Below are 12,213 nucleotides of genomic sequence, written 5' to 3'. Positions count from 1 at the left end.
GGGGAGGATGTTGAAGGGGTTCGGCCCCTCCTGCCCGTCTCGGAGCCTGCCCCTGTGCCCCACCTTCAGGCCCCCCACTCTGGCAGAGCCTTGACAGGTGATGGGACCCCTATCCTCGCCATAGCCTCTCCGAGAGCCCTCAAGCCAAACCCAGAGCCGTAGCTTCGGCCCACCCCGCCGCCTCCCGCATGGCCGGTCAAGGCGTCATGAAGCTCTTCCGAAAGGCCAGCATCCCGCGCCAACCGCTTGAAGGTATGCCGCAGGGAGTGAAAGACGATCGATGGGTCTTTGATACCAACCGAGGTCCGTAAGTAGCGATTGAACCATTTAGACCACGCCGTTGAGCGGTAGGCCTCATCGGCAGACTTGATGTCGGGCCACAAGCTGGCGGTGTCATTGCGGTCCCTATCAAGCCGATGTTGGCGATAGCGGAGAAGGCCGAGCCTGATAAGCTCAGGATGCAATGGGACCTGCCTTCGAGAGCTAGCCGTCTTAATCGACCGATCACCCTCAGTCCCTATGTCGATGAACCACAAGCCAGTCTCTAAATCCTGCCTCAGGTCCCTAAGGCGCAACTGAGCGATTTCATTGAGCCGCGCCCCGGAGAAGAGGGCGATGAGCGGCACCCAGTAGGCGGCCTCCCCGCCACCACCCAGCGGCCTCTCGCCCCGCTCATAGACCCCGCTATTGAATAGAGCCTTGAGGCTCGCCTCTGAGAAGGGCTCCCGGCGATTGAGATCATTCCGCTTGTCGATGGTGAGGCCAAGCTTGGTGAAGGGATTGCTGAAGCCGGGGAGACTGTCCATGAGCCCCTCCCGCTCACAGGCGCTCACGATGGCCGCCAAGAGGTTTAGATACTTGTTGACGCTTGCCGCATGAATGAGTTCCTGCCCACCATCACCGCTCTTGACGAGGGCTCTGAGCGACATTGAGCGCTGCTTTCCGGTGAGCCTCGTGGGTATCTTTGCGAGCCCATTGGTGCGGAAGTCTCTTGCCTTCTCCTTGGTGATGTCGCCCAGGCGCAAGTCCCCATGCCATTCCGTAAAGTACCTGACGGCCCTCTCCGCCTCCCTGACAGTGCTGGGGGATGCCTTCTTGCCACCCCTCGCGGGGGTGCCCTGACGCCACGCCTCGAAGGCTCCCGAGAGGGTCGGCCCCTTGGCCGGGCTAGGGCTGGGGGTCGGGACATCCTCACCTTCCTGCCTCTTCAGCATGAGGTCGTAGGCTTTGACGTGACCCCTAAGGACCGCAAGGCCCGCCTCTCGGTAATAGGGTGATGAGGGGTCTATCGGATAGTTGCCAGCCTTGAGGTAGGCATGAAGTTCCGCCTTCACGATGTCGGGGTTGCGGCTGGCGTAGGCTGAGCGGTACTCCTTCGAGAGGGTCTCAAGCCAGTCTTGCTTGGCCTCAAGGTGCCCTTCTGCCATCCCGAGCTGACCGAAGCCGGGGTCTAAAAGGTCTGGCCACTGGGCCCGCTCCTCAGGGGTTTGCATGTAGCGCCGCGCGTCGCCCTGCTCCCTTTCAGTCTCGTCCTCCTTGAGCAAGGCGGCGATGATATCGGCCTCGATCTCCTCAACTGAGGGCAAGCGCAGAAGTGAGACCATCTCGCCACCCACTTCCCCTCTCTGGTATCGCGAGGCCAAGGCGAAGAGGTCGGTGACCCTCAGAGCCTCCCTCATGTCCCTACGCTTAGCATCCGCAAAGTTGTTGGTCTTGAGGGAGACCGTAAGCTCTCGCTTGAAGCGTCCTGTGTCGGGATTGATGAGTTCTGAGAGGGCAGCGGGAGGGTTCTTGGGCGCTGGCTTTCCGGCTAGCTCCTGAGGAAGCCGCTTTCGAAACTCGTAGATGCCTGAAGTCCGTCTCTGCATATAGCTGAGCCCTGCCATCGAGTGTCCCACCCTTGTGCGATACCGTTGTGTACTAGGCGGCTCTCGCTAAGGTTCTGAAACCCTAGATGTTTTTCAGCTTCAATGCATTAGGAAAAGAATGGCGCACCCGAAGAGATTCGAACTCCTGACCCCCAGATTCGTAGTCTGGTGCTCTATCCAGCTGAGCTACGGGTGCGTGCAAATTGCGGCGGTGCCGCTTGCGTGGGCGATCCTCTAAAGGGTCCTTTCGGACATTGCAAGAGCATTTCGAAAAAAATCGCGTCTTTGCCTGCTTGCGGCCGCGCCGGCTGAAATTCCGTCACTTCTCGCCATGCGTTCGGTTGCGGTAATCGTCCAGCGAAACCGGGCGATCGGGGATCTCGATGCGGAATTGGGTGCCGACCGTCGGCTTTTCCACCAGCGCGATCGTGCCGCCATGGGCGAGCACCAGTTCGCGGGCGATGGTCAGGCCGAGGCCGGTGCCGCCGGAACGGGCCGAGCCGCGGAAGGCGGCAAAGAGGTTCTGGCGCGCCTTCAGCGGCATGCCGGGGCCGGTATCGTCCACGGTGATGCTGACGACGCTGCCGACACGCTGGGCGGAGACGGTGATGCGCCTGATGGCGCCGGGGCCGCCCTCGCCCGGTGATGTCAGCGCCTGCAGGGCGTTGCGGCAGAGATTGTGAATGACCCGGAAAAGCTGCTCGCCGTCGGCATCGATCTCGAGATCGGCAGCGAACTGTTCGACAAACTCGATGCCGCTTTGCGGATCGATCGCCAGCATGTCCCTGACGTCCTGAGTCAGTCCCAGCAGCCGGACGTGGCGGCGGCGCGGCGCCGATTCGCTCGCCTTGCCGTAGGACAGCACCTCCGTCGTATAGCCGACGGCGCGGTCGATGGTGCGCAGCAGCTTCGGCGCGAAGCTCTTGACCATCGGATCATCGACATCGACGAGCCGGTCCGACATCAGCTGCGCGGAAGCCAGGATATTGCGCATATCGTGATTGATCTTGGAAACGGCGAGGCCAAGAGCGGCAAGGTTCTTCTGCTGCTTCAGCGTCTTCTGCAGCTCCATCTGCATCGAGGTGAGATTGCGGCCGGCCACCGCCAGCTCGTCACGGCCGCCGTCTCCGATATAGATGTGGGCCGGGTTCTCGGGATCGGAGGAGAATTGCTGCATGCTGCCGGTTAGCCGGCGAATCGGGCCGATGAGAATGCGGTTGATCGCAAAGAAGATCAGCGTCGCCGTGAAGAGCGAAATCAGCACCGAAAGCAGCAGCACGTTGCGGGAATAAGCAAACATCGCCGTGCGCAGCGGCCGGTCCTTCATGACAACCTCGACGCCGACCTTGTTTTCGCCGACGGGGCCGTAGACGCGGATCATCCTGCTGCCGCCGAAGATCAGGGTATCGAGCGCGTCGCGGATCGCCGTCAGCGGCGGCACGTCGGTGAGATCGTAGGATTCGTCGACGGAGGTCGGCATGTCGGTCGTCGCCAGCAGCCGCGAAGTGCCCTCCTTGCGCAGCACGATCGCCTTGGTGCCGGTCGCCTCCAGCGTTTCCTTCTGCAGGGCGCGCGGCAGCTCGATCGGCTGCAGCCCGTCGATGACGATGGCGGCGGCGGCGGCCGTGTTCAGCCTGTCCTGCAGCCAGCGCATCCGCATGCTGGCGACCGAGGGAAAGAAAATCAGGATCTCGGCGAGCATGATGAAGACGACGGTGAGCCAGAGCAGCTTGCCAGACAGCCCGCCGAACAAGCCGGACGGACACCGCCCCTTGGCAGCCTCGCCGGCCGCCGGGATGTCAGCCGAAGGATCTTCGCCCTGGTCTCGAACCGGCATGGTCATCTCGCCCGATCGGCAGCGCTCGCCGCCCTCACCGTAGGGTTCTTATATTAGACCAAGACGCTCCGCTTTCAAATCTTTGCGAGCAGCGTCACCTCGTCACAACAAAACGCCGCCCGGGGGCGGCGTCGTGCTTTCGTTATGTTGGTGCAGTAGCTCTCTGGTTGGCGCAAGGGGCAGCCCCTCATCCGCCTGCCGGCACCTTCTCCCCACTCGCGGGGCGAAGGGAATATGCCGTGATCTCTCCGTCCGTCGCCAACCTCTCGTGGGGCACGTCCCCTCGCCCCATTTTACGGGGAGAGGGCGAGGGTGAGGGTGAGGGTGAGGGGCAAAAGCCAGGCATTGGAAAAGTCTTCTATTATGGAAAATCAGAACTCTTCCCAGCTCTGTTCGGCCGGGGCGGAACTGCCGCCGAAGGCGCGGGCGACCTTGGCGATCGCCCGGCGGGCGGGCGAGGCAACCGGCTGCCTGTGCGGCTCGTTGCGCACAAGCGCCACGGGCGCCGCCGCATCCGACAGCTTGAAGCGGGCGATGAGATGTACCAGCCCATTGGCTTCGGCCGAAAGCCGGTGCGTGGCGGCAGAGGTTTCCTCCACCATCGCGGCATTCTGCTGGGTCACCTGATCCATCTGGTTGACGGCGGTGTTGACCTCCTTGAGGCCGGTCGACTGTTCGACCGCGGCCGTGGCGATCGAATGGATATGGTCGTTGATGGCGATGACGCGGGTGCCGATTTCGGACAGAGCCTCACCGGTCGCCTGGACGAGCTTGACGCCGACCTGCACCTCGTCGCCGGACTTGGTGATCAGCGCCTTGATGTCCTTGGCGGCCGTCGCCGAACGCTGGGCGAGTTCGCGCACTTCCTGCGCGACCACCGCGAAGCCCTTGCCGGCCTCGCCGGCGCGGGCGGCTTCGACGCCGGCGTTCAGTGCCAGGAGGTTGGTCTGGAAGGCGATCTCATCAATGACGTTGATGATCTGGCTGATTTCGCGCGAGGCCTGCTCGATGCGGCCCATAGCCTCGACGGCGTTGCGGACGACGACGCCGGAGCGGCCGGCATTTTCCTTGGCTTCGGACACCATGACGGTTGCTTCATGCGCCCGCTCGGTCGAGTTCTGGACGACGGCGGTAATCTCGTCGAGTGCCGCAGAGGTCTGTTCGAGCGCTGCCGCCTGCTGCTCGGTGCGCTTCGAGAGGTCGTCGCTGGCATTGCGCAACTCGGCGGTGTTGCCGTTCATCGCTTCGGTCGTCTCGCGCACTTCGCGCATCGTCGCCTGCAGCGTTACGAAGCTGTTGTTGACGTTCTGCTGCAGCTCGGCGAAGGCGCCCTGGAAATTGCCGTTCATCGTCTGGGTGAGGTCGCCTTCGGCAAGGCTTGCGATGACGCGGCGGGTCTCGCCGATGCCGGCATCGACGCTCGACAGCAGCGTGTTGATATTGCCGGCGAACTGATTGAGGTTCTCGTCCTGATAATCCTTGTCGATGCGATGGCTGAAATCGCCGGCCGCAGCCGCGGCCACGACGACGGACATGCTCGACTGCAGGTCATCGCTCTTGGCGCGCATCGCCGCCTCTTGGGCGTTCAGGCGCTTGACGGCAAGGCCGTTCTCCTTGAAGACCGCCACCGCGGCGGCCATCTCGCCGATTTCGTCCTTGCGGCCGGCAAAGGGAACCTCGGCGTCGAAATTGCCGTTGGCGACCTCCTTGATCGCGTGGGTGACACGCTTGATCGGGCGGCTCAGATGGCTGGTGCCGATATAAAAGCCCATGCCGATGCCGACCGCGATACCGATGCCGGTAATGCTGAGCACGAGCATCAGGACCCAGGAGCGGAAACTTTCGATCTCGGCGTTGACGGCTTCGAGCGCTGCCTTGTCGGTCGCGACGACCGCGTCGATTTCAGCCTGGAAGGCCTTGCGGTTGGCGCGATTGGCCTCATTGTTGCCCTGCTGGCTGGCGGCCTCGGGCCCGACTTCCGTGCCGAGGCGGGCCGTTTCCGTGCGGAAGGTGCGGAATTCGGCGGCGCGGGAGACGAGCTTGGCGAAATCGACCTTCTCGCTTTCGGGAACGAGCGGCGCCCAGCCGGCGATGACCTTATCGATCTCGTCGAGAGCGGCCGTGATGCCCTTGGCGAAATTCGGCGTATCCTTGATCGTCTTGGCCGCATAGATGCCACGCGATTCCATGACGACCGCGGTAACGAAACGGTTGAGGCGCTCGCCGGCATAGGCGCGGGCGGCGGCCTGCTCGTAGGCCGTGAGGTTGCGGCTGTATTCGTGCATGGCCGACAATGCCGTTGCGCCGATCAGAAGCGCCACCGCGCCCATCACGCAAACCAGCAAATTAATTTTCCCGCGGATCTTCAATGCAGTGCCTCCTAGCTACCCCAAACTGCCTGGAAAGCAAATTCCCAGCCGATGAGCCGACTATCGGCGAAATTCCTTAAAGTTGGATTTCTAATATTTACGATTATGTCACTGAGAATGAGCGATGCCGGCGCCCGCCCCGAACGCAAGTCGCTGAAAATCATGATTTTCTATCGCGGCTGCGACAAAGTACAACCTGTCAGAGCAAAGCAAACTTGTTAACACTTGCGTGCGAAAACCAAGCGCCGATCAGCATTACCAGTGAAATGATCTGATATAATTGACTTTGGCGGCCTTCATCCGTATAAGCCGCCGCACGTCCGGTCACCCAAGGCCTTCATGGCCCGCCCGTTCGAAAAACAACGCTCCTTGCATCATGCAAATTCAAGAAGGGCCGCACTCCGCGGTGTTTAAATAAATGAAGCGTACCTATCAACCATCCAAGCTTGTTCGCAAGCGTCGCCACGGCTTCCGTGCGCGCATGTCCACGAAGGGTGGCCGCAAGGTCATCGCTGCCCGCCGCGCGCAGGGCCGCAAGCGTCTCTCGGCTTAAGGCCGGGTTGCCCGAGAAGAGATGGCGGGCGAATTGACGACCAGTGAGAAGAAACACACTGTCGGGCGGCTGAAAAGCCGCCCGCAGTTTCTTGCCGCGCGCGAAGGCGAAAAACGCCGCGGCGGCCTCTTCCTGCTCGAAGTGCTCGACCGGAAGGAACCCGACAGCCAGGCGCGCGTCGGTTTTACAGTCACCAAAAAACATGGCAACGCGGTCGAACGGAACCGTATGCGCCGCCGCCTGAAAGAGGCGGTGCGGCTTCATGCGGGATTTGCAATGCAGCCCGGACACGACTATGTGGTTGTCGCGCGCAGGGATGTACTTGATGCGTCCTTCCAGGAATTGGCCGCGGAGCTGAAGCTTCGCGTGGAAACCAGGCCGAAACACCGGCGCTCCGGAGACGGACGCCCCAGGAACGTATGATGGAAAACAACCGCAATTATTTCATTGCGATCGCTCTCTCGGTGCTGATCGTCCTCGGCTGGCAGTTTCTCTATATGAATCCGCGCATCGAAGCCCAGCGCAAGACGCAGGAAGCCCAGAAGGCGCAACAGCAGACCGAGCAGACGCAGCAGCCTGCGGCAGGCGGCGGCCAGGCACCTGCCCAGACGACCGGCGCGGCCCCGTCCGGCCAGGCGGCCGCGACGGCGACGCGCGAGCAGGCGCTCGAAAAGACGCCGCGCATCGCCATCGATACTGCTGCGCTTTCCGGCTCGATCAACCTTGCCGGCGCCCGGCTCGACGATCTGAAGCTCAAGGGCTATCACGAGACCGTCGACGACTCGAGCCCGACCATCACGCTGTTCAGCCCGGCCGAAACCAAGGATGGTTACTTCACGGAGCTCGGCTATATCGGCAGCGACGCCACGGGCACCGTCCCTGGTCCGTCGACGCTGTGGACGGCTCCGGAGGGCGCCAAACTCACCGAGAAGACACCGGTGACGCTCTCCTATACCAATGACAAGGGCCTGACCTTCACCCGCACGATTTCCGTCGACGAGCGCTACATGTTCACCGTCGTCGACAAGATCGAAAATACCGGCCAGGCGCCCGCCTCGCTCTCCTCCTACGGCCGCGTGATGCGCTACAACAAGCCGACGACGCCGTCCGTCTACGTCCTGCATGAGGGCTTTATCGGCGTCATCGGCGACGACGGCCTGATCGAAAGCAAGTATAGCGCCGTCGAGAAAGAAGCCGTGTCGCCGGCGAAATCCACCGGCGGCTGGCTTGGCATTACCGACAAATACTGGGCGGCGACGATCGTTCCGCCGCAGAGCGCTGCATATGAGGCGAAATTCTCTTATTTTTCTGACGGTCAGCCGCGTTATCAGGCCGACTACAAAGATGACGCCTTCACAGTTGCGCCAGGTCAGTCGATCGAGCTCAAGAACCTCGTTTTCGCCGGCGCCAAGGAAGTGCCTGTTATCGACGGCTACGAGGCCTCCTATTCGATCCCCAAGTTTGACCGGCTGATCGACTGGGGCTGGTTCTATTTCATCACCAAGCCGATGTTCAAGCTGATGGACTTCTTCTATCGCTTCTTCGGCAATTTCGGCGTGGCGATCCTGTGCACCACGATCGTCGTCAAGGCGCTGTTTTTCCCGCTCGCCAGCAAGCAGTACGCTTCGATGGCGAACATGAAGCGCATGCAGCCGAAGATGGAGGAGCTGAAGGCGAAATTCGGCGACGACCGCATGGCGCTGCAGCAGGCGACGATGCAGCTCTACAAGGACGAGAAGATCAACCCCATCGCCGGCTGCTGGCCGGTGGCGCTGCAGATCCCGATCTTCTTCTCGCTCTACAAGGTGATCTACATCACCATCGAGATGCGGCACGCGCCTTTCTTCGGCTGGATCAAGGACCTTTCGGCGCCCGATCCGACGACGATCGTCAATCTGTTCGGCCTGCTGCCCTTCGAGGCGCCGACCTTCCTGCATCTCGGTGTCTGGCCGCTGATCATGGGCGTCACCATGTTCCTGCAGATGCGCATGAACCCGACGCCACCCGATCCGACGCAGGCAATGATCTTCAACTGGATGCCGCTGGTGTTCATGTTCATGTTGGCAAGCTTCCCGGCCGGTCTCGTCATCTACTGGGCCTGGAACAACACGCTCTCGGTGATCCAGCAGTCGGTGATCATGAAGCGCCACGGCGTGAAGATCGAACTCTTCGACAATCTGAAGGGTCTGTTCCGACGAAAGACGGCGCCGTCGAAATGATGCCCACAAGCCCCGCTCCGGCGGGGCTTTTCATTTCCGGCCGCCTCGTACGCAAGACGCTGCCCGCCTGAAAGCTTGACATCCGCCCGTAAAACCACGAAGCCGACAGAAGACCGAACCCCGAGATTGCCGAGCCCGCATGCCCGAAACCGAAAAGCCGCTCTTCGGCCACCCATGGATCTTTATCCGCGGCGTCCCGTCGCTCAACTTCCTGCCGCCGGAAGGGCCGTTGGAAGTCGCCTTTGCCGGACGCTCGAATGTCGGCAAGTCGTCGCTGATCAATGCGCTGGTCGGCCAGAAGGGCCTGGCGCGCACGTCGAACACGCCGGGACGCACGCAGGAGCTCAATTATTTCGTTCCGGACGGCTATTCCGGCGAAGCGGGCGACCTGCCGCCGATGGCGATCGTCGACATGCCGGGCTACGGCTATGCGCAGGCGCCGAAAGAGCAGGTCGACAAATGGACGAAGCTCGTCTTCGATTATCTGCGCGGCCGTGCGACGCTGAAGCGCGTCTACGTGCTGATCGACAGCCGCCACGGCATCAAGAAGAACGACGAGGAGGTGCTTGATCTGCTCGACAAAGCGGCCGTCTCCTACCAGGTGGTGCTGACCAAGACCGACAAGATCAAGGCGCCGGCCGTGCCGAAGCTTCTTGCTGAAACGGCGGAGAAGATCCGCAAGCGCCCGGCCGCCTATCCCTATGTGCTGTCCACCTCGTCCGAAAAGGGCGACGGACTCGATGATTTACGCCAGGCGATCGCGGAAACTGTCGGGATAGCAAACTGGAAATAACGATCCGACCTCCATGCACTCGCTGAAACAGCTAAAAGTTTATTTTACCATCAAACAGAAAAACTAAAGGTTGACGCGCCGGAATAGGCGACCTATATAGTGCTTATCGAATTTTGCTTGCTGGCTTGGTTATCGCGCGATTAGCACCGCGGCCTGAACGAACTTCCTTTCAAAAATCGTTACCACCATCCGCATCGCGTTGACGCCTTGCGGTTTCTCAATATTGCTATGAAAGGGTTCATCATGACCACTGGCACAGTTAAATGGTTCAACTCCACCAAGGGCTTCGGCTTCATTCAGCCCGACAATGGCGGTGCTGACGCCTTCGTTCATATCTCCGCCGTCGAGCGTGCCGGAATGCGCGAACTCGTCGAAGGCCAGAAGATCGGCTTCGATCTCGAGCGAGACCACAAGTCGGGCAAAATGTCCGCTTGCAATCTCCAGAAGGCTTAAATCGGTATCTGCTTCCCTTTGACCACGGATGTACTGGCACTGCCGGAAGCACCGATTCATTTAAGGCCGGGCAATCTGCCTGGCCTTTTTGTTTTCGCTCGCAGTCGAGCCCTTCAATATCGGAGAAGAAATGACAGAAACATACAGCAAATCGCGTCAACGGGCAGAGATCGCCTTCGGCAACATCCAGTCCCAGTTTTTCGCGAAGAACAAGGCGATGGAAGAGCTGGAATCCCACGCCCAGTCGCAACAGGCAAAGACGATGCGATTGCGGGAAGCACGGCTGGCGAAGCAACGCGACGCTCGCGCCTCGGCCTTGTCTGCTCTCCTTGCGAAACGCGCCAAAGCCTTCTGATCACCGGAGAAGGTCGCTGCGAGCCCTATGTGGCTGCCCGCAGACATGCCGAGCTGCGCCGGTTCTCGCGCACGAACCGCACCGCATCGCCTCAGCGGGTTCAAAAAGCGGCAACAGGACGGGCAGACCGTGCTGACAGTTCACTCATATCAAAGGACACCGCAATGGCAGAGGATACGAAGGAACTCCAGTCGATCAATACAGCATGGCAGATCGCCATCCAGGAGATTTTGCGCATGGTGATCCGAGACATGTATCATGGCGGCGGCGAGGCGTCGTTCAAGTCGCATATCAAGCGCATAGAGGAGGCAGCCGTGGACAGTATTTATACGGATTTGCGGCTGCGCGGGACGGACGAGTGGACGGAAGTTCTGGTCAAAGAAAGGGCCAGCAATTTTGTCACCACGCTACTGACCTCGTTCACTTTTGACCGGGCGTAAGCTCGCGACCGACGCTGACGCATGATCTTGCGGCCAACAGAGGCCTGCCGACCAGTAACGTCGACCGCCGCGTTCACGGCAGCTGCAGAGCATCGAGATCCCTGACAGTTGCAGCATTTGAACACCGGCTGTTTAGACGTGCGACATCGATTGTGCTTGCGCCATCGCAGTTTTTGAAGCAACGCTTGATCTCATGCTGTTGAAGCGCAGCGGCGTCCGCGAGAAACCATCCATGACTGACAGCAAAGACGAAGCCCTTTCGCCAGAAGGCGTCGGCAACCTGCCCCATCTTGCCGAAGCCCTCGATGACGATCGGTTTCGACACTTTCTCGATCATGTCCCATTTGCAGTGGCGGTCTCCGAGCTCGGCACCTGTGAAAAGCTAATTTACGTAAACCTCGAATTCGAACGGCTGACAGCGCTGACCGCCAGACAGGTGGAGGGGAAACGCTGGGCGGACATCGAGGTGAATTGCAGTGCAGTCTCCGGGGAGACAACGCTTGCAGCCGCTGTGACCACGGCGGAGGAATATATTGGCGCCTTCTCGCTCGTGGCAGAACCGGAAAGCGATGTGACTATCGACGTGTGGTCAAACACGATCGTCAATGATGATGACGTCCCGCTTTTCCGTCTGGTCGCCTTCGCTGCCCGCAATGAGGTGACCGGTGGCCAGAGCTTCAGCGAGCTGCTGGCCGAGAAGGATGTCCTTCTGCGAGAACTTCAGCATCGTGTGAAGAACAATCTGCAGATGATAACGGCGCTGATCCGAATGGAAGCGCGTAATGCTCAAAAGAACGAGGAAAGCGAGCGGTTTGCACGTCTTGCGGGTCGGATCGAAGCCTTGGCTCTGCTTTACCGCGCACTGTCGGACGAAGACAAAGGCGCGATGATCGATCTCGGCAGCTATGTGAGCCAGATCGCCGCGTCGGTCATGGCCGCCCACGCTGTGGAAGGGATCCGAATCGACATGAAGGTGGACACCTGGCCGGTTTCCGTGAACGTGGCAATGCCTGCCGGACTCGTCGTTAACGAGCTCCTGACCAACACATTCAAGCATGCCTTCGTAGGGCGGGATGGCGGAGAGATCACGCTGCGTTGTGTCGTCAGCGACACCGGATGCAGGATCACTGTCGCCGATAACGGGGTCGGCCTTCCTGAGAATGTGCCTTGGCCGAACGCCGGAAAACTGAGCGCCATGATCATCCAGTCCCTGAAACAGAACGCCCGCGCCCAGGTCGAAGTCAGCTCTTCCCCCGGCAGGGGAATGAGTGTCTCGCTCGCGTTCCCAAGAGTCGAAGCGGCCCAATAGCTATATCAGCGGCGCCG

11 protein-coding genes and 1 tRNA gene are annotated in these 12,213 nt (G+C 60.7%); 8 read left to right on the top strand and 4 right to left on the bottom strand.

Annotated features, from left to right (window positions below; genetic code table 11):
* Positions 1-65: 65 nt before the first annotated feature.
* From HJC04_RS09210 to HJC04_RS09195, 4 genes are all read right to left on the bottom strand, one after another.
* Positions 66-1,886: a site-specific integrase gene (locus HJC04_RS09210; protein ID WP_259668833.1), complete on the bottom strand. Its 1,821-nt coding sequence runs from the start codon at positions 1,884-1,886 to the stop codon at positions 66-68.
* A gap of 101 nt (positions 1,887-1,987) precedes the next feature.
* Positions 1,988-2,064, bottom strand: a tRNA-Arg gene (locus tag HJC04_RS09205).
* Between the two features lie 123 nt (positions 2,065-2,187).
* On the bottom strand, positions 2,188-3,705 hold the full coding sequence (locus HJC04_RS09200; protein ID WP_221124286.1) for an ATP-binding protein: 1,518 nt from the start codon (positions 3,703-3,705) through the stop codon (positions 2,188-2,190).
* A 371-nt stretch (positions 3,706-4,076) separates the two neighbouring features.
* Positions 4,077-6,074 carry a methyl-accepting chemotaxis protein gene (locus HJC04_RS09195; RefSeq protein WP_221124287.1) on the bottom strand — a complete coding sequence of 666 codons (1,998 nt, stop codon included), beginning with the start codon at positions 6,072-6,074 and terminating at the stop codon, positions 4,077-4,079.
* 418 nt (positions 6,075-6,492) lie between these two features.
* Between HJC04_RS09195 and rpmH the strand changes: the two genes are divergently transcribed.
* From rpmH to HJC04_RS09155, 8 genes are all read left to right on the top strand, one after another.
* Positions 6,493-6,627, top strand: a complete 135-nt coding sequence (rpmH, locus tag HJC04_RS09190; protein ID WP_008524438.1) for a 50S ribosomal protein L34 — start codon at positions 6,493-6,495, stop codon at positions 6,625-6,627.
* A 21-nt stretch (positions 6,628-6,648) separates the two neighbouring features.
* A complete protein-coding gene (gene rnpA / locus HJC04_RS09185; protein WP_210629400.1) occupies positions 6,649-7,050 on the top strand; it encodes a ribonuclease P protein component in 402 nt (133 codons plus the stop codon).
* Positions 7,050-8,846: a membrane protein insertase YidC gene (yidC, locus tag HJC04_RS09180; RefSeq protein ID WP_210629401.1), complete on the top strand. Its 1,797-nt coding sequence runs from the start codon at positions 7,050-7,052 to the stop codon at positions 8,844-8,846. Before rnpA ends, yidC begins: the two co-directional genes overlap by 1 nt.
* Before the next feature lie 139 nt (positions 8,847-8,985).
* Entirely contained in the window at positions 8,986-9,639 is a 654-nt protein-coding gene (gene yihA, locus HJC04_RS09175) for a ribosome biogenesis GTP-binding protein YihA/YsxC (protein ID WP_221124288.1), read from the top strand.
* A gap of 243 nt (positions 9,640-9,882) precedes the next feature.
* Positions 9,883-10,092 carry a cold-shock protein gene (locus tag HJC04_RS09170; RefSeq protein ID WP_016737600.1) on the top strand — a complete coding sequence of 70 codons (210 nt, stop codon included), beginning with the start codon at positions 9,883-9,885 and terminating at the stop codon, positions 10,090-10,092.
* 130 nt (positions 10,093-10,222) lie between these two features.
* Complete coding sequence (locus HJC04_RS09165; protein ID WP_221145839.1) at positions 10,223-10,447, top strand: hypothetical protein; 225 nt, start codon at positions 10,223-10,225, stop codon at positions 10,445-10,447.
* 164 nt (positions 10,448-10,611) lie between these two features.
* A complete protein-coding gene (locus HJC04_RS09160; protein WP_210629405.1) occupies positions 10,612-10,887 on the top strand; it encodes a hypothetical protein in 276 nt (91 codons plus the stop codon).
* 232 nt (positions 10,888-11,119) lie between these two features.
* A complete protein-coding gene (locus tag HJC04_RS09155) occupies positions 11,120-12,196 on the top strand; it encodes a sensor histidine kinase (RefSeq protein ID WP_221145837.1) in 1,077 nt (358 codons plus the stop codon).
* The last annotated feature ends 17 nt before the right edge of the window (positions 12,197-12,213 follow it).

This window comes from Rhizobium sp. NLR8a (genome assembly GCF_019685235.1).
GTDB lineage: Bacteria > Pseudomonadota > Alphaproteobacteria > Rhizobiales > Rhizobiaceae > Rhizobium.
The sequence above is the reverse complement of the archived record's forward strand: the minus strand, read 5'-3'. Positions and strand labels throughout refer to the sequence as shown.